Raw genomic sequence first — 17987 nt, forward strand, 5'->3', positions numbered from 1 at the left:
GCGGTGTGCGGGTCCGGCGGCCCTCCGGTGACCGACGGACCCCGCCACGCGATGGAGCCGTACGGTTCAGGAGTCGAGGCCGATCGCGAACGCCGCCTCCAGGTCGTGCTGGGAGTACGTACGGAACGCGACGTGGGTGTCCGTGCCCTCCACACCGGCGATCTTGCTGATCCGGCCCGGGATCACATCGGCCAGATCGTCGTGGCGTGGTACCCGCACCATGGCGATCAGGTCGTAGGTGCCGGTCACGGAGAACACCTCGCTGACGTTCTCGAGCGAGGCGATCGACTCGGCGATCTCGGGGATGCGGTCCACGCTGGTCTTGATGAGCACGATCGCGGTGATCACGGCTGACTGTCTCCCTCGGTCGCCACGGTTTGCCGCTTCACCTTAGCTCTCCTGCCGACACCTCCGACGGGACCGTCCCTCGTCGGGCAGCGGACCCACGCGTAGAGGAAGCCGAGGGCGAAGCCGAGCAGGTGCGCGAGATACGCCACACCGGGGCCACTGGTCTCGCGCTGCGCGGCCAGCCACTGCAGGCACGCCCAGAACGGCAGGACCAGCCAGGCGGGAAAGCGCAGCGGCAGGAAGAAGAGGAACGGGAAGAGGCTGGTCACCCGGGCGCTCGGGAAGAGCCACAGGAACGCGCCGAGCACCGCGGAGATCGCTCCCGAGGCGCCGACCAGGGTCTCGCGCGAGCTTGCGTCGGCGACCGCGAAGCCGAGCAGCGCCAGGCCCCCGCTGACCAGGTAGAACAGGGCGAATCGCAGATGCCCGAGGCGCTCTTCGACCATCGCCCCGAAGACGTACAGGAAGAGCAGGTTGCCGAGCAGGTGCACCCAGCTGCCGTGCACGAACAGGGCGGTGAGCGGGGTCACCGCGGCGCGCGGCGAGCCGCTGAGCAGCTCGGCGGGGATCACGCCCCAGCGGGCGAAGTGGGCGCGCTGGGCGGCGAGAAGCTCGTCGCCGGTGCCGTACACCGGGTTGAAGCCGGAGACGGGGGACAGCAGGAAGACCGCGCAGCAGGCGGCGATCAGTCCGTACGTCACCGAGGGGCCCTGGCCGCGGAGCAGCCGGCCGAGCGCCGCCCTGGCCGTGTTCCCGTCGCCGCTCCCGGAGGAGTCGCCCCCCACGTCCCCGTGCCGTCCCCGCCTGCCCCGCCAGCCGCTCATGGGACAGATCCTGACGTAAAGGGAGTGACGGGGCCTTCGCGCCTCGCCGGGGTGGTTCGGGAGCGGGCCGCGGGGCGTTCCGGCAGGCCGTAGGGTTGAAGGACTCCGCGGGCTCCGGGGAGTGGAAGAGACACATCAGGGCATGCGCCGGGCACGGGCGCGTGCACACGAGAAAGGCGTACCGCCACGATGACGGTTCCCCAGCCGACCGCCGAAACCCGCTGGCGCTGTGCGCTCTGCGGCAATCTCACGCGTTTCGACGTGACCCGTTCGTCGAAGGTTGTGGAGTACGTACATCTCGACCTGGCCGGTGAGCCCAAGGTCGAGGAGCGCGACGTGGTCAGTGAGACCATCGAGTCGGTGCGCTGCCGCTGGTGCAACGCCGAGAACCAGGTGGAACTCGTGGACAGGCCGGGCGCCGGCTCCTGAGCGAGTCGGCCACAGTAGTGGGGTGACGGATAGTGGAGGCGTCGAACGGTGCCGAGCCGGCCGACGCGGCCGGTGAAGCGGCCGAGTCGCTCGACCGCCCGCTGCCCGAAGGCGTGCGCCGCCGTGTCGTGGGGATCGTCTCGGACGGCTTCGGCGGCCTCACCGTCTCCGAACTGCCCGCCCAGCTACGGCAGTACGCCCGCTTCACCCCGAACCGCCGGCTGAAGTTCGCGGGCAACGCGATGGCTGCGGCCGTGGAGAGCGACGCGCTGTTCCGTCAGCGCATCGGCGAACGCCTCAAGGAGGCCCAGGCCGAACTCGCCGCCGCCCTCGACGCCGGCACCCCGCCACCGGCCGCCGACCCGCTGGACGTGGCGGCCGCCGCGTACGTGCTGCGCCCGCCGGGATGGGTCAAGCTCGTGGCCGCCGCCGGCGAGGAGGCCGAGCGGGCCGACGCCGAGCGTGCCGAGGACGAGACCAGGGCCGAACTCCAGCAGCTGCGCACCGATCTGGCCGAGGCACGGTCGACGGCCAAGGCCGACACCGACCGCCTGCGCGCCGAGCTGGACGCTGCGCGCAAGGAGGCCGAGTCCCTGCACCGCAAGCTCCGCGCCGCCCACAGCGACATCAGGCGCGGCGAGGCCGCGCTGCGCAAGGCCTCCGCGGAGACCGAGGCCGTACGCACCGACGGGCAGAGCCGGGTGTCGGCCGCGGAGAGCGAGAGCCGGCGGCTCAAGACCCGGCTCAGCGAGGCCGAGGCGGCGCTCGAGGCCAGCCGCAAGGCGGTGCGCGAGGGCCGCTCCATAGAGGACATGCGGGTCCGGCTGCTGCTCGACACTGTGCTCGAGGCCTCCCAGGGGCTGCGGCGCGAACTCGCCCTGCCGCCGGTCTCGGTGCGGCCCGCGGAGACGGTCGACGCGGTCGAGCCCGGCCGGATGTCTCCCAAGGACATCGCGGCCCGCGCCCTGTCCGAGCACGATCCGGCGATCCTGGACCAGTTGCTGGCGCTGCCCCAGGCGCACCTCGTCGTCGACGGCTACAACGTCACCAAGACCGGCTACCCCACGATGCCGTTGGAGAAGCAGCGGCTGCGCCTGCTCGGCGGGCTCTCCGGGCTCGCGGCGCAGACGGGCGCCGAGGTCACCTGCGTCTTCGACGGGGCCGAACTGGCCGCGCCCGTCCTGCTCGCGCCGCCGCGCGGGGTGCGGGTGCTGTTCTCCAAGCCGGGAGTCACGGCGGACGAGTTGATCCGGCAGCTGGTACGGGCCGAGCCGCCCGGCCGCCCGGTGACGGTCGTCTCCACCGACCGGGAGGTCGCCGACGGCATCGCGCGCGCCGGTGCGCGGCCGGTGGCGTCCGTGGTGCTCCTGAAGCGGCTTTCGCGGAACTAACAGGGAGTTGGGAAACTCCTGTGACATATGCCCGATTTGATGTGCATGGTGAGGGACGTAGCGTCAATCGGTCGTCACTGCTTGTGGGTTGTGAGTAAAGAATGCTCGCGTGGGGCGAGATTTTCTCTGTGGGGATTTGAACGATCACAAGTCCATCACTAAGGTCGGCTCGAACCTCCGCTCGGTTGATCACCCATCCGGGGTATCGGTGGAGGCCCGCCCACCGGGTATTTCGGTAGGCGGCTGGAGGAAGAAGGAGCTCGCCTTCGTGGCGTCCCACCGTCGACCCAAGCAGCCGAGCCGCACCCGCGTGACCGTGCTCACCGCGACCGCCGCCGCTGCCGTGGCACTTACGGCCCAGTCCGCCCACGCGGATCCGAAGCCGAGCAAGAAGGAAGTCAAGGCCAAGGTCGACAAGCTCTACACGCAGGCGGAGAAGGCCACCGAGCAGTACAACGGGGCCAAGGAGACGCAGGAGCAGCTCGAGGAGAGCATCGACGAGCTGCAGGACAAGGTCGCCCGCGGCCAGAGCGATCTCAACGACCTGCGGTCGGGCCTGGGTTCGCTGGCCAGCGCCCAGTACCGCTCCGGCGGAATCGACCCGTCGGTGCAGCTGTTCCTGTCCTCCGACCCGGACACGTACCTCGACAAGGCCTCTGCCCTCGATCAGTTGACGGGCAAGCAGGCCGAGGCGCTCAAGAAGATCCAGTCGAAGCAGCGCACCCTCGCGCAGCAGCGCAAGGAAGCCTCCGACAAGCTCGGGGACCTGGCCGAGACCCGCAAGGAGCTCGGCAAGAAGAAGAAGCAGGTCCAGGGCAAGCTCTCCGACGCCCAGCGCCTCCTCAACTCCCTGACCGCCGAAGAGCGTCAGGCGCTCGCCGACCAGGAGACCCGGGCGAGCCGGGACAGCGCGGACCGCGCGGACCTGGGCAACGAGAAGCCGGCCTCCAACCGGGGCGCCGCAGCACTCGCCGCGGCCAAGGGCAAGATCGGTTCGCCGTACGTCTACGGTGCGACCGGCCCCAGCTCCTTCGACTGCTCGGGCCTCACCTCCTGGGCCTTCGGCCAGGCCGGTGTCTCCATCCCGCGCATCTCGCAGGACCAGGCGAACGCCGGTACGCGGATCTCCTCGCAGAGCGCCCTGCAGCCCGGCGACCTGGTGATCTTCTACGGCGACATGCACCACGTCGGCTTCTACGCGGGCAACGGCCAGGTGCTGCACGCCCCGAAGCCCGGTGCCAGCGTGCGCTACGAGTCGATCAACAACATGCCGTACATGTTCGGCGTGCGTATCTGATTCATCCGCCGGAGCCCGGGGTTGTCGCGAGACGGCCCCGGGTTTCGTCGTTCCCGGGCCGAACTGCCTGGTCTGCGGCGCCGGTTCGGCCACCCCGGCGCCCGGCACCCGACCGCGCGGCACCCGGCGCACAAGTGACCGAACAGGTCGCCACGGTGCCGTCCGAACGGGCGAATTCACCGCTGCCGCGTCAACTCCCGTTCCCCGCCTGCGACCTGCGCCGTCACACCCGGACCGGCCGCCCGGACCGGCGCGGCCCGGCGCCGCCACGACCTTCCCCCGGCTACTGTCTGCCGCTGATTGCCCCCGACTGGCGGGGGACCTGTCAGGGGAAGGGAGCGGCCACCCGTGGCGTTCCATCGCCGGACCGCGCACCATCGCGGCCTCGACCGCAGTACCCGCATCACCGTCGTGTCCACGGCGGCGGCCACCGTCGCGGCGGCCTTCGGCGCCGTACCCGCGATCGCCGAACCGGATGGCGGAGCCGACGCCACCAAGGCGAAGGTCGACCGCCTGCACACCGAGGCGGAGCGGGCCACCGAGGCCTACAACAAGGCCGACGAGCGGGCCGACGGACTGCGCGGCCAGGTGAGCCGGCTGCAGGACCGGGTCGCCAGGGGGCAGTCCCGGATCAACACCATGCGGGGCGCGCTCGGTTCTCTGGCGGGTTCCCAGTACCGGTCCGGCGGAATCGACCCCTCGCTGGCCCTGCTGCTCTCCGACGATCCCGACGACTACCTCGACAAGGCTTCCACCCTGGACCGGATCACGTTCCGGCAGGCCGGTGAACTCACCGAACTCCAGCGCGCCCAGCGCTCGCTGGCCCAGGAGCGCGCCGAGGCCGAGCGCGTCCTCGGCGACCTGGTGAAGGCACGGGCGTCCGTGGCCCGCCACAAGCGCGGTGTGAAGAGCAAACTCGCCGCTGCTCAGCGGCTGCTCAACTCGCTGCCCGCCTCGGAGCGTGCGGCCTTCGAGGACGGTGCGGGCGGCGAACTCGCGGGCCCCTCGGGCGCCGCAGCCTCCTCCCGCGCGGCCGCGGCTCTCGCGGCGGCCAGGCAGGCCGTCGGCCGTCCGTACGTCTGGGGCGCCAACGGGCCGTCGGGCTTCGACTGTTCGGGCCTCACCCAGTGGGCGTACGCGCAGGCAGGGGTCAGCCTGCCGCGGACCTCGCAGGCGCAGCGGTACGCGGGCCGCCAGGTCCCGCTCGGCCAGGCACAGCCCGGCGATCTGGTCGCCTACCGGGACGACGCCAGCCACATCGGCATGTACGTGGGCGACGGCCAGGTCGTGCACGCCCCGCACCCGGGAGCATCGGTGCGCTACGACCCGGTCGGCATGATGCCGGTGTCGTCGGTCACCCGCGTCTGACCCCGGAGCGGCCCTCGCTCGGGTGACGCGGGTCCCGGGCCGACCGAGGGGCGGCGCCCACCCGCCACCACCTCGTACGATCGATACGGTGGCGGGCCGACAGGGGAGCAGACGTGCGGTGGCGGGGCTGTGCCTCGCCGCGCTGCTCGGCGTCGCCTCCTGCCAGGCGCCGGCCCCCGACGACGGCGCGCACGACGAGGTGCAGGCGCTGCTCGACCGACGGGCCGAGGCCGTGGTCGACCGGGACGCGCGGGCCTACCGGGCCACGCAGGCGCCGGGCAAGGCCTCGGGCGGCGAGTTCGACCGGGTCGGGCAGGTGCCGCTCAGCGCGTGGAAGTACCGCCTGACGGATCTCGAGCGGTCCGGCGCGCACGCCACCGCCGGGGTGGAGCTGAGCTTCCGGATCGGCGGCTACGACCGCGCCCCCGTCACGGTGCAGCGCACGCTGCGCCTGGACCGCCGCGCGGACCGCTGGTACGTGGCCGACGAGCGGGCCGGCAAGGACGCGGGGGAGCAGCTCTGGGAACAGGGCGACGTGGTCTCGGTGACCGGACGGCACAGCCTGGTGCTCGGCGTCGGCCGGTCCCGCGCGAAGCTCCGGGAGTACGCGGACCTCGCCGACCGTGCGGTACCGGCCGTGCAGGACGCCTGGGGGCGGGACTGGCCGGGCCGGGTGGTGATCCTGGTACCGGAGTCGCTGGACGACATGGGGGACCTGCTCGGCGCGCCCGCAGCCGGGTACCGGGGGATCGCCGCGGTCACCACGGGGGAGACGGGCGGGGCGGACCGGGCGCCCGCGGACCGCGTCGTGCTCAATCCCGACGCCTTCGACGTACTCGGTTCGTTCGGCCGGCAGGTCGTCCTCACCCACGAGACGACGCATGTGGCCACCCGCGCCGCCACCTCGAAAACCACGCCGATGTGGCTCTCCGAGGGCTTCGCGGACTGGGTCGGCTATCGAGGCTCCGGACGGGGCGCGGCGCAGGCCGCACCCGAGACGAAGGACGCCGTCGAGCGCGGCGAGGTGCCCGAGGCGCTGCCCGCCGACGACGACTTCGGCTTCGAGGACGACCCCGAAGCGCTCGCCAGGGCCTACGAGGGCGGCTGGCTCGCCTGCCGCATGATCGCCGAGCGTTGGGGCGAGTCCGAGCTCCTCGACTTCTACCGTGCGGTCGGCGACAGCCGGGCCAGGAGCAAGGGCGACGCCGTCGAGCACGCCCTGCGGGACGTTCTGGACACCACACCGCAGGACTTCACCGCACGCTGGCGCGAGTACGTGCGCGGGCAGGTTCGGTAGCGACAGTCCTCGATCCGCCGTCGTCGCCCGGCGCCCGGCCGTTCGGTACTGTCGGCGGCGATGCACAAGACCCTGATCGTGACCAACGACTTCCCGCCCCGGCCCGGCGGCATCCAGGCCTTCCTGCACAACATGGCGCTGCGCCTGGACCCCGCCCGTATCGTCGTCTACGCCTCCACCTGGAAGCGCGGCCGCGAGGGCGCCGAGGCGACCGCGGCCTTCGACGCGGAGCAGCCCTTCACCGTCGTACGGGACCGCACCACGATGCTGCTGCCGACCCCGCGGGTCACCCGGCGGGCCACCGCGCTGCTGCGCGAACACGGCTGTACCTCCGTGTGGTTCGGGGCCGCGGCCCCGCTCGGCCTGATGGCGCCTGCGCTGCGCCGGGCCGGCGCCGAGCGGCTCGTCGCCACCACCCACGGCCACGAGGCGGGCTGGGCCCAACTGCCGGCCGCCCGGCAACTCCTGCGCCGGATCGGTGAGTCGACCGACACCATCACCTATCTCGGCGAGTACACCCGCTCCCGTATCGCCGCCGCGCTGACTCCCGAGGCGGCGGCCCGGATGGTGCAACTGCCGCCCGGCGTCGACGAGAAGACCTTTCACCCGGGCTCGGGCGGGGACGCGGTCCGGGCCCGGCTCGGCCTCAGCGAGCGGCCCGTGGTGGTGTGCGTCTCGCGGCTCGTACCGCGCAAGGGCCAGGACACCCTGATCCGCGCGATGCCGCGGATCCTCGCCGAGGTCCCCGACGCCGTACTGCTCGTCGTCGGCGGTGGTCCCTACGAGGGCGAGCTGCGCAAGCTGGCCGAGGAGACCTCGGTGGCCGACTCGGTGCGTTTCACCGGGGCCGTGCCGTGGGCCGAACTGCCCGCCCACTACGGGGCCGGTGACGTCTTCGCGATGCCCTGCCGAACGCGGCGCGGCGGGCTCGACGTCGAGGGGCTCGGGATCGTGTATCTGGAGGCCTCGGCGACCGGACTGCCGGTCGTCGCGGGCGACTCGGGCGGTGCGCCGGACGCGGTGCTCGACGGCGAGACGGGCTGGGTGGTGCGCGGCGCCGAGCACACGGAGGCGGCCGAGCGGATCGTGACACTGCTCCAGGACCCGGAGCTGCGGCGCCGGATGGGGGAGCGAGGGCGCGCCTGGGTCGAGGAGAAGTGGCGCTGGGACCTGCTGGCGGAGGAGCTCAAGGGGCTGCTCTAGCAGCCTGCTTCGGACCATGCGAAGGGTGAGGGGCTCGCGCCCGGCGCGAGCCCCTCACCCTTCGGACGAGACCGGTCAGGCTTGGTACACGGCCTCGATCTCGTCCGCGTAGTCCTTGGCGACCACATTGCGCTTGAGCTTCAGGGACGGCGTCAGATGGCCCGACTCCTCCGTGAACTGGGCGGCCAGGACACGGAACTTGCGCACCGACTCGGCCTTGGAGACGGCCGCGTTGCCTTCGTCGATGGCGGACTGCACGGTCGCGAGCAGGTCCTGGTCGTCGCGCAGTTCGGCCGCCGTACGGCCGGACTTGCCGTTCTCCTCCGCCCACCGGCCGAGGAATTCGTCGTCCAGGGTGACCAGGGCACCGATGAAGGGACGGCCGTCGCCGACCACCATGCACTCGGCGACCAGGGCATGGGCGCGGATCCGGTCCTCGAGCACCGCCGGGGCCACGTTCTTGCCGCCGGCCGTGACGATGATCTCCTTCTTGCGGCCGGTGATCGCGAGATAGCCGTCCGCGTCGAGCGTGCCGAGGTCGCCGGTGTGGAACCAGCCGTCGGCGAGCGCCTCGGAGGTCGCCGCCTCGTTGTTCCAGTACCCGGTGAAAAGGTGCTCGCCGTGCAGCAGCACCTCGCCGTCGTCGGCGATCCGTACCACCGAACCGGGCAGCGGCTGGCCCACCGTGCCGATCTTCTGGCGGTCCCACGGGTTGAACGCCGTCGCCGCGCACGACTCGGTGAGGCCGTATCCCTCCAGGACCGTGAAGCCGATCCCGCGGAAGAAGTGGCCGAGCCGCTCGCCGAGCGGGGCACCGCCGGAGATCGCGTACTCGCCCCGGCCGCCGAGCACCGCGCGCAGCTTGGAGTAGACGAGCTTGTCGAACGTCTTGTACTTGATCTTGAGGCCGAGCGACGGGCCGGACGGGGAGTCCAGCGCGCGGCTGTAGGCGATCGCGGTGTCCGCGGCCTTGTCGAAGATCTTGCCCTTGCCGTCGGCCTGCGCCTTGGCGCGCGCCGAGTTGTAGACCTTCTCGAAGACCCGCGGCACCCCCAGGATCAGGGTCGGCCGGAACGAGGCCAGCTCGTCGGTGAGGTTCTTGATGTCCGGTACGTGGCCCAGCTTGATCGGCGCCATCATCGGCGCGACCTGCACCAGCCGGCCGAAGACGTGAGCCAGCGGCAGGAACAGGAGCACCGAGCACTCACCGGTACGGAACAGCGGCCGCAGACGCTCCACGACATTGCCGCACTCCGCGAAGAAGCTGCGGTGGGTGAGCACACAGCCCTTGGGGCGGCCGGTGGTGCCCGAGGTGTAGACGATGGTGGCCGGATCGTCGGCGCAGGCCACCGACGAGCGCTGGTCGACCGTCTCGTCGCTGAGGGCTGCTCCGGCACGGCCGAGCTCCTCGATGCCACCGCGCTCGATCTGCCAGACGTTGCCGAGGGCCGGCAGCCTGTCGCGTACCGACTCCACGGCGGCGGCGTGCGTGTCCAGCTCCACCAGGCAGGCGACGGCGCCGGAGTCGCCGAGGATCCACTGGATCTGCTCGGGCGAACTCGTCTCGTACACCGGCACGGTGATCGCGCCGGCGCTCCAGATCGCGAAGTCCAGGAGCGTCCACTCGTATCTGGTGCGCGACATCAGGCCCACCCGGTCGCCCGCCTCGACCCCGGAGGCGATCAGACCCTTGGCGGCGGCGTGGACCTCGGCGAGGAAGTCCTTCGCCGACACGTCCTGCCAACTGCCGTCGACCTTGCGGCCGATCACGGCGACATCCGGATGCTGTGCGGCATTGCGGCGCACGATGTCGGTCAGATTGCCGTCCGCGGGGACCTCGTACAAGGCCGGAAGGCTGAACTCGCGCAAGACTGCTGCTCCTCATTGGGCGCCGGCGCCACGACACTGTGCGATGCGACGGTGCGGTCCAAGATCTGGCAGGTGCTCGGACTCATCGAGGCAGGGGGCGCTACGAGAGGGCCGAGCACGACTGGACTGCCCGGACGTTACCCACCGGTACCGCGTTTTCGATAGGGGGGTCCGGCCAGATGTTCCTTGTGTCACACGCCATGGCGTTCGTTTGCGCACAGTAGTCCCCTTCGTCGGCGACTCGGAAGTAACCGCAGGTCCAGGGCCTCTTAACTGGTGGACGCATCCGTTCTAGGCTGACGGTCATGCGGGTCCATGTGGTGAGCGACGTACACGGCAACGCCCGGGACCTCGCCCGGGCCGGCGAGGGCGCGGACGCGCTGGTCTGCCTCGGCGACCTGGTCCTTTTCCTCGACTACGCCGACCATTCGCGAGGCATCTTCCCCGACCTGTTCGGCGTCGACAACGCGGACCGTCTGGTGGAACTGCGCACCGCCCGCCGCTTCGAGGAGGCCCGGGTCCTCGGCGCCGAACTCTGGGGGACGATCGAGACGGACCGCGCGAGCGCCATCGAACGAGCCGTCCGCAAGCAGTACGCCGAACTCTTCGCGGTCTTCCCCACGCCGACGTACGCCACCTACGGCAACGTCGACATCCCGGGACTGTGGAGCGAGTACGCCCAGGAGGGCACCACCGTCCTGGACGGCGAGCGGGTCGAGATCGGCGGTCTCGTCTTCGGCTTCGTCGGCGGCGGACTGCGCACCCCGATGCGCACCCCGTACGAGATCAGTGATGAGGAGTACGCGGCCAAGATCGAGGCGATCGGCGAGGTCGACGTGCTCTGCACCCACATCCCGCCCGAGGTGCCGGAACTGGTCTACGACACGGTGGCCCGCCGTTTCGAACGCGGCAGCAAGGCACTGCTCGAGGCGATCCGGCGGACCCGCCCGCGCTATGCGCTCTTCGGGCACGTCCATCAGCCGCTGGTGCGCCGGATGCGGGTCGGGGCGACCGAGTGCGTGAACGTCGGACACTTCGCCTCGGCGGGCAGGCCGTGGGCGCTGGAGTGGTGACAGCGCCACCCGCCGGGCCGACGGACGGCGCCCGGTGGCGGCGACCGGCAGGCCGTGACCCGGCGGGCGGCGCACGTCGGCGCGGCCTCAGCCGGTAGCCTGCACGCGGCGGACCCCGGCGGCCGGACAAGCCCTAGGCCCACGCCATCCACTACCCCCGCAGGACCGCACTGGAGGAGCCACGGCGATGGCGGAACACACCAGCTCGAGCATCACGATCGAGGCGGCGCCGGCCGATGTCATGGGAGTGATCGCCGACTTCGCCCGCTACCCCGACTGGACCGGCGAGGTGAAGGAGGCAGAGGTACTGGCCTCCGACGACCAGGGCCGGGCCGAGCAGGTCCGCCTGGTGATGGACGCCGGCGCGATCAAGGACGACCAGACCCTCGCGTACACCTGGACCGGGGCGAACGAGGTCAGCTGGACCCTGGTGAAGTCCCAGATGCTCCGCGCCCTCGAGGGCTCCTACCGGCTCGCCCCCGCGGGCCAGGGCACCGAGGTGACGTACCAGCTCACGGTCGACGTCAAGATCCCGATGCTCGGCATGATCAAGCGCAAGGCCGAGAAGGTCATCATCGACCGCGCCTTGGCCGGCCTGAAGAAGCGGGTGGAGTCCGGGGACGAGCCCGCGGGGGATGCCACGGGCGAGGGCAAGCCCACCGAGTGACCTGACGGCCGCTCCACGGACGCCTCCGGCCGTCGGCCGGGTCCGGGAGGGCGCGGCCGCTACGACGATGTCCGGCCAGACGCCGCCCGGCGCCAGGACGCCGTCCGCCTACAGGAGTTGACGGCAGCGCGCTCCCGTACCGTTCATGGCATGCGCACCCTTCTCGTCACCGGCACCGCCGGATCCGGCCGCTCCAGCGTCGCCGCGGCCACCGCCCTCGCGGCCGCCCGCGAGGGCCACCGCACGCTGGTCCTCTCCGCCGACCGCGAGGACGGCCTGGGTGCGGCGCTCGGTGCGGCTACCGGGCCGGGCGGCGCCGAGGCGGCGCCGGGGCTCGACGCCCGCCGCGTCGACCCGGGCGCCCGCTTCCGCGCCGAGGTCTTCGCCCTGCAGCACCGCGCGGGCCCGGCCCTCGACGCGTTCGGAGCCCGGCGCCTGGACGAGGAGGAGCTCACCGAACTGCCGGGCGCCGAAGAGTTCGCCCTGCTCGGCGCCCTGCGGGAGGCCGCCGCCGGCCCGTACGACCTGATCGTGGCGGATCTGCCGTCCGCGGACCGCGCCCTGGAACTGCTCGCGCTCCCGGAACGCCTGCGCCGCTACCTGGAGCGGGTGCTGCCGCAGGAACGGCAGGCCGCCCGGGCACTGCGCCCGGTACTCGCCCAGCTCGCCGGTGTGCCGATGCCCGCCCAGTGGCTGTTCGGCGCGGCCGCCCGCTGGGCCGAGCACCTCTCGGCCGTACAGGCCCTGATCCAGGCCCCCGGGACCGCGGTACGCCTGGTCGCCGAACCGGGACCGGCCGGCGCCGAAGCGATATGCGGAGCCCGCCTCGGTCTGGCCCTGCACGGACTCGCGGTCGAGTCCCTGGTGGCGAACCGCACCGTTCCCGAGCGGTCCGCCGGGTCCGCCGACCCCTGGCTCGCCTCGCTGGCCGCCCAGCAGGCCAAGACGCTCGCCGAGTGGGAGGCGGACGGCGGTCCCGCCGTGCACCGCGTCCCGCACCTGGGCCACGACCCCCGCGGCGGCGACGACCTCGCGGCGCTCGGCCTGCCCGCTCCCGCCGAGGCCGGCCCCTCGGCCCCTCGGATCGTCGACCGCCTCGCCGACGACGGCGTTCTGGTCTGGCACCTCCCGCTGCCCGGTGCCGTACGCGAGGAACTCGACCTGGTCCGCAAGGGCGACGAACTCCTGGTCACAGCGGGCCGGTTCCGGCGGATCCTGGATCTGCCCGCGGCCCTGCGCCGGTGCACGGTGGCGGGCGCGGGACTGCGCGAGGGCGAACTGTGCGTCCGCTTCGCTCCCGATCCGGATCTGTGGCCGCGCGGCACCTGACTGGTTCGTGCGGGCAGGACGTGAACGGGATACCGCCGTTCGGGTAACGTCGAGTGGTACCAGCGGTTCGCCGATCCGTACCAGCGCTTCGCAGGCCGTACGCGGTCGTGCACCGTCTCCCTCAGCCCGCAGGAGCCCGTCATGAGTGACACCGAGCTCCCCCCTAGCCCCGACGGCATGGGTGGCGCCCGTAACGTTCCCGATCCGCGTGAGGCCGTCGACGACGACGCGTGGGCCAAGGCCTGCGCCGAGGATCTCGCCGCCGAGAAGGCCCGGCGCCGGCAGGAGTACGGCACCCCGCCGGGATCCGCAGCCGAAGAGCTGCGCCGTCTCGTCGACGCGGTCGCCGACAAGCTCGGCGGGGTACAGGGTCCGCTCGCCGGATTCGCCGCCCAGGGCGCCGTGCAGCAGTTCATCGATCAGGCCAAGGCCGCGGTGGAACCGGTCATCGAGCGCAATCCGGACGTGTTCGACCACCTCGCGGCGGCCGGCTCCGAACTGCTCGCCGCCTACCGGTCGGCCGTGGAGGGCCAGGAGCGCCGTTGGACCGACGGCCCCGAGGACAACGGGCCTTCAACAAATGAACACATCGACCTGGACTGAGGGCCTCCTCGGTTAAGGTGGGCGCAGCGGGGCTCGACCGAAAACTGAGGGACTAATGGGACTCACCATCGGCGTCGACATCGGCGGTACGAAGATCGCGGCAGGAGTGGTCGACGAGGAGGGCACCATCCTCGACACCCACACCGTGCCGACTCCGCCGACCGCCGAAGGCATCGTCGACGCGATCTGCGCCGCCGTCGCGGCGGCCGGCGAGGGCCAGGACATCGAGGCCGTCGGCATCGGCGCGGCCGGATACGTCGACGACAAGCGCGCCACCGTGCTCTTCGCGCCCAACATCGACTGGCGTCACGAGCCGCTCAAGGACAAGGTCGAGCAGCGCGTCGGGGTGCCGGTCGTCGTGGAGAACGACGCCAACGCGGCCGCCTGGGGCGAGTACCGCTTCGGTGCCGGTCAGGGCCACGAGGACGTCATCTGCATCACGCTCGGCACCGGCCTCGGCGGCGGCATCATCATCGGCAACAAGCTCCGCCGCGGACGCTTCGGCGTGGCCGCGGAGTTCGGCCACATCAGGGTGGTGCCGGACGGTCTGCTGTGCGGCTGCGGCAGCCAGGGCTGCTGGGAGCAGTACGCCTCGGGCCGCGCGCTCCTGCGCTACGCCCATCAGCGCGCCCAAGCCACGCCCAAGGAAGCCGAGTTGCTGCTCTCGCTGGGTGACGGCACTCCGGAGGGCATCAAGGGCAAGCACGTCTCGGCCGCGGCCCGTGACGGCGACCCGGTGGCCATCGACTCGTTCCGTGAGCTGGCCCGGTGGGCCGGCGCCGGACTGGCCGATCTGGCCTCGCTGTTCGACCCGTCCGCCTTCATCGTCGGAGGCGGTGTCTCGGACGAGGGCGACCTGGTGCTCGACCCGATCCGCAAGTCGTTCCGCCGCTGGCTGATCGGCGGCGCCTGGCGCCCGCACGCACAGGTGCTCGCGGCTCAACTGGGCAACCGCGCGGGCCTGGTGGGCGCCGCGGACCTCGCCCGGCAGGGCTGACCACGGCAGAACCCGGTGCCCGGCCGCTCCGTCCTGGAGCGGCCGGGCACTGTGTTGCGTGGTGAAGGCGCCATGTGTCGGGGCGCGTTGCGGTCGATCGATGCGCGTTGCGGTCGGTCGGGCTGCGTTGCGGTATGTGGAGTGGGGGAGTCCGCGGGCTAGCCTGATCCGCGTGCCTTCCGACCCCCGTGCAGAGCTCCCCGAGTCCCTTGCACAGCTCCCGGACTCCCGTACAGATCTTCCCGACTCCCGTACGGAACAAGGCGGTTCGGCCGTCGTCCGGGTGCTCAGCTACAACATCCGCTCGATGCGCGACGACACCGCGGCGCTCGCCCGGGTGATCACCGCCTGTGCGCCCGACCTCGTCCTCGTCCAGGAGGCGCCGCGATTCTTCCGCTGGCGCAAGCACCTCGCCCGGCTCGCCAGAACCTCCGGTCTGGTCGTGCTCTCCGGCGGTGCCACCGCGTCGGGGCCCGCGCTGCTCTGCTCGCTGCGCGCCACCGTGGAGCGCACCGAGGATGTGCTCCTCCCGCTCACGCCCGGACTGCACCGGCGCGGCTTCGCCACCGCAGTGGTCCGCTTCGGCGGCGCCCGTCTCGGCGTGGTGAGCTGCCATCTCTCGCTGCAGAAGGACGAGCGGTACGCGCAGGGAGGAATGCTTCTCGACCGGCTCGCGGCCCTCGGTGTGCCGCACGCCCTCGCGGGCGGTGACATCAACGAGCGTCCCACCGGCCGCACCTTCCGGCGCCTGGCCGGACAGCTGCAGGACTGCTGGGCGGTACGGCCGTGGGGCGCCGAGTACACCTCGACGCCCGCCGATCCCCACCAGCGCATCGACGCCGTCTTCGCCACCCAAGGGATCGAGGTGCTCGGCTGCGGAGTGCCCCTCGATCTGCCGGGTGTGGACGCCGAGGACCTGTTGGCGGCCACCGATCACCTGCCGGTCCTCACCGCGCTGCGGGTGCCGGCCGCCTGAGCCCCGGCGGGCCGGCACCTCCCGCCCGGCTACCGCGTCATCAGCGCCCCGATCCGTGCCGCCTCGGTGCCGAGCCCGCGCGGTCCCTCGAGCCGCCAGGGCGCCCCGCCGGTCCCCTGACGCAGGTCCTCCTCCCGGTAGCGGCGGCAGCCGCGGTGCCAGGTGAGGATCCCCGCCATCCAGTTCTCCAGCTCGTGCACATGTGCCTCGAGGACGACCACCGTCTCCTCGTCCAGGTCGAAGTCGTCGTACAGGACCGGGAGTTCGTGCCGCGCCACGTGCTGGAACTGCCGCATCCGCGCGTTCATCAGATCCGCCACGACCCCCACCGCCGTCGGGTGGTCCATCCCGAAGAAGTTCTCCACGACGAGGACCGCGTTGTGCACCTCGCCCTCGTACTCGATCTCCTTCCGGTACGAGAACAGGTCGTTGAGCAACGCCGCGTAGTCCTGCGCCGAGTGCTCCAGGGAGCGCAGCGGGCCGCTGCGGTACACCTCGTCCGGGATCAGGCCGCCGTGCTGGAGCCGGGCCAGCCACATGGTCATGTCGGAGCCGAAGGTGTAGCGCCGCATCTCGATGTAGTCGACCGGGTCGGGGATCCGGTGCGCCGCCTGATTGGCCAGCTCCCACAGCCAGCTCGCGGTCATCTCCTCCACGGCCCGGCGGAATTCGGCACGGTCGCGCGGCCGCATCGGGCCGGCGGTACGCGCCCACAGGTCGGCGAGACCGCGCTCGAGGGCATCGGCCGGTTCCGGCACCGGCTCGCCGTCGAGCGGCATGAACAGCGACAGGCGTTCGTTCGCCGCGCGGGCACCCGCCAGATCCCGCGCATGGCCGTGCACCACCGGGAACCAGTCGTCCCCGTACGTCCCCCAGGTCAACCAGTGCGAGGCCAGGTCGAGGGCCTCGGGTGTGGCGTCCGGATGCAGGCCCGCGGCGCACAGCGGGAAGTCGAATCCGGCGAGTCTGCGCTGGTCCCAGATGTCCGAGTGCGGCATCCCGGGCTGCGCGCGCAGCATGCCCATCCGCTCGCCCCAGTCGACACACCGCAGGCGGGCACCCGGCAGATGCGGACTGAGCGTGGTGCGGAACGGCATCTCGAAGTCGGGCAACCGGCCCGGGCCGACCCGCTGGTACGGGACGTGGCTGTGCCGGCGGAGCCGGGCCGTCTCGGAGCGCGGCGTCAGCCGGATCCCGCCCGCGATGGACGGCGTACCGGACCCTTCCGCGTGTTCGTTCATGTACCGGCTCGAGCGCAGATGCCACTCGTGGCCGCCCGACTGCCAGTCCTGCAGGCCCTTCACATACGCGCCGACCGCGGTGGCCTCCGCCAGGTCGAGCCCCGACTCGGCGCACAGCGGCCCGAGTTCGGTGAGCGCCGTGTGCTCGAACTGCTGCAGCCGGGAGGTGAGCAGATCGTTCACGGACTCGGCGGCCTCCTGGGTGGAGCAGCCGAGGAAACGCTCCAGGACCAGCACACCATTGCTGTTCTCGCCCTCGTCCTCGACCTCGCGCTGGTACGAGAAGAGGTCGTTGCGCAGATGTACCGCGTCGCTGAAGGCGTCCCGCAGTACGCGCAGCGGCCGGGCGTCCGCGACCCGGTCAGGCACCTCGGCCCGGGCCGCGTACTCCACGAGCCCCGCCGACCACGGGGCGCCGCCGACCTTGCGGCGCATCTCGATGTACTCGACCGGGTTGGCGATCCGGCCCTCGTTGATGTTGGACAGCTCCCACATCGACTCGCGCAGCAGGTTCTCGGTGGCCTCGGCGAAGCGCTCGCGCCAGCCGCCGGACATCGCGGGCACCGTACGCGCCCACAGATCGGCGAGACCGGCCTCGACCGGATTGGTCGGTTCCGGGGCCGCGCCGTCGGCCGGCAGGCCGGTGGGCATGAACGCGGGCAGCCGGTCCAGATAGCGCTTCGCGCCCTCGCGGTCCTGGGTGCGCTTGAAGAGCTCCAGGAAGTGGTCGTCGAAGAAGAAGACCCACACGTACCAGTCGGTGACGAGCGCCAGGGTCTCGGCGTCGCAGTCGGGATGGGTGTACGCGCACAGGAGCGCGTAGTCGTGCGCCTCCAGATCGCGTGCGTCCCAGATGCCGGAGCCCTCCAGCATCTCCATCCGGTGGGCCCATGCCCGGGTGTGCCGCCGGGCGGACTCGACATGGGGGTTCAGACGTGCCGGATACGGCACATAGAAGTCCGGGAGCTCGAAGGGCTGCGCCATGCACCAGGGCCTTTCACGGTGAGCGGGTCGGATACGGCCCAGCTCTACCCGTCGCCCGTACGGCGCACCCCGGTCCCCGAATAGTCACACC

Annotated in this window: 16 protein-coding genes; 12 read left to right on the top strand and 4 right to left on the bottom strand. The window is 71.9% G+C overall.

The window, feature by feature from the left end:
* Nucleotides 1–66: 66 nt before the first annotated feature.
* Entirely contained in the window at nucleotides 67–348 is a 282-nt protein-coding gene (locus DSC45_RS10070) for an Lrp/AsnC family transcriptional regulator (protein WP_119289288.1), read from the bottom strand.
* On the bottom strand, nucleotides 345–1172 hold the full coding sequence (locus tag DSC45_RS10075) for a rhomboid family intramembrane serine protease (RefSeq protein WP_119289289.1): 828 nt from the start codon (nucleotides 1170–1172) through the stop codon (nucleotides 345–347). The genes DSC45_RS10070 and DSC45_RS10075 overlap by 4 nt, the downstream gene beginning before the upstream one ends.
* 189 nt (nucleotides 1173–1361) lie before the next feature.
* Here DSC45_RS10075 and DSC45_RS10080 point away from each other — a divergent pair, with 189 nt between their 5' ends.
* The 6 genes from DSC45_RS10080 to DSC45_RS10105 all read left to right on the top strand — a co-directional run bounded on the left by DSC45_RS10080 (nucleotide 1362) and on the right by DSC45_RS10105 (nucleotide 8157).
* Entirely contained in the window at nucleotides 1362–1601 is a 240-nt protein-coding gene (locus tag DSC45_RS10080) for a hypothetical protein (RefSeq protein WP_119289291.1), read from the top strand.
* 29 nt (nucleotides 1602–1630) lie between these two features.
* Nucleotides 1631–2992, top strand: coding sequence for an NYN domain-containing protein (locus DSC45_RS10085; protein WP_119289293.1), 1362 nt, complete (start codon nucleotides 1631–1633; stop codon nucleotides 2990–2992).
* Between the two features lie 268 nt (nucleotides 2993–3260).
* Entirely contained in the window at nucleotides 3261–4289 is a 1029-nt protein-coding gene (locus DSC45_RS10090; protein WP_119289295.1) for a C40 family peptidase, read from the top strand.
* Nucleotides 4290–4637: 348 nt separating this feature from the next.
* Complete coding sequence (locus tag DSC45_RS10095) at nucleotides 4638–5657, top strand: C40 family peptidase (RefSeq protein ID WP_119289297.1); 1020 nt, start codon at nucleotides 4638–4640, stop codon at nucleotides 5655–5657.
* 88 nt (nucleotides 5658–5745) lie between these two features.
* The gene (locus tag DSC45_RS10100) at nucleotides 5746–6954 is read left to right on the top strand and encodes a hypothetical protein (RefSeq protein WP_205571298.1); all 1209 of its coding nucleotides are present in this window, start codon (nucleotides 5746–5748) and stop codon (nucleotides 6952–6954) included.
* A gap of 60 nt (nucleotides 6955–7014) precedes the next feature.
* Nucleotides 7015–8157, top strand: a complete 1143-nt coding sequence (locus DSC45_RS10105) for a glycosyltransferase family 4 protein (RefSeq protein WP_119289300.1) — start codon at nucleotides 7015–7017, stop codon at nucleotides 8155–8157.
* Nucleotides 8158–8232: 75 nt separating this feature from the next.
* Here DSC45_RS10105 and DSC45_RS10110 read toward each other — a convergent pair whose 3' ends face one another.
* Nucleotides 8233–10026, bottom strand: coding sequence for an AMP-dependent synthetase/ligase (locus DSC45_RS10110; RefSeq protein WP_119289302.1), 1794 nt, complete (start codon nucleotides 10024–10026; stop codon nucleotides 8233–8235).
* A 305-nt stretch (nucleotides 10027–10331) separates the two neighbouring features.
* On the opposite strand from DSC45_RS10110, the gene DSC45_RS10115 reads away from it, so the two are divergent.
* The 6 genes from DSC45_RS10115 to DSC45_RS10140 all read left to right on the top strand — a co-directional run bounded on the left by DSC45_RS10115 (nucleotide 10332) and on the right by DSC45_RS10140 (nucleotide 15671).
* The gene (locus DSC45_RS10115; protein ID WP_119289304.1) at nucleotides 10332–11099 is read left to right on the top strand and encodes a metallophosphoesterase family protein; all 768 of its coding nucleotides are present in this window, start codon (nucleotides 10332–10334) and stop codon (nucleotides 11097–11099) included.
* A gap of 187 nt (nucleotides 11100–11286) precedes the next feature.
* Nucleotides 11287–11766 carry an SRPBCC family protein gene (locus DSC45_RS10120; protein WP_119289306.1) on the top strand — a complete coding sequence of 160 codons (480 nt, stop codon included), beginning with the start codon at nucleotides 11287–11289 and terminating at the stop codon, nucleotides 11764–11766.
* 150 nt (nucleotides 11767–11916) lie between these two features.
* A complete protein-coding gene (locus DSC45_RS10125; RefSeq protein ID WP_119289307.1) occupies nucleotides 11917–13095 on the top strand; it encodes an ArsA family ATPase in 1179 nt (392 codons plus the stop codon).
* A gap of 177 nt (nucleotides 13096–13272) precedes the next feature.
* Nucleotides 13273–13698 (top strand): DUF5304 domain-containing protein, encoded by a 426-nt coding sequence (locus tag DSC45_RS10130; RefSeq protein ID WP_119289310.1) that lies wholly within the window; start codon nucleotides 13273–13275, stop codon nucleotides 13696–13698.
* 55 nt (nucleotides 13699–13753) lie between these two features.
* Complete coding sequence (locus DSC45_RS10135) at nucleotides 13754–14695, top strand: ROK family glucokinase (RefSeq protein WP_119289312.1); 942 nt, start codon at nucleotides 13754–13756, stop codon at nucleotides 14693–14695.
* A gap of 283 nt (nucleotides 14696–14978) precedes the next feature.
* Complete coding sequence (locus tag DSC45_RS10140) at nucleotides 14979–15671, top strand: endonuclease/exonuclease/phosphatase family protein (RefSeq protein WP_119289314.1); 693 nt, start codon at nucleotides 14979–14981, stop codon at nucleotides 15669–15671.
* A 29-nt stretch (nucleotides 15672–15700) separates the two neighbouring features.
* On the opposite strand, the gene DSC45_RS10145 is transcribed toward DSC45_RS10140, so the two are convergent.
* Complete coding sequence (locus DSC45_RS10145) at nucleotides 15701–17896, bottom strand: terpene synthase family protein (RefSeq protein WP_119289316.1); 2196 nt, start codon at nucleotides 17894–17896, stop codon at nucleotides 15701–15703.
* Nucleotides 17897–17987: the final 91 nt, after the last annotated feature.

Origin of the sequence: Streptomyces sp. YIM 130001, from assembly GCF_003574445.1 — a bacterium.
Taxonomy (GTDB): domain Bacteria; phylum Actinomycetota; class Actinomycetes; order Streptomycetales; family Streptomycetaceae; genus Streptomyces.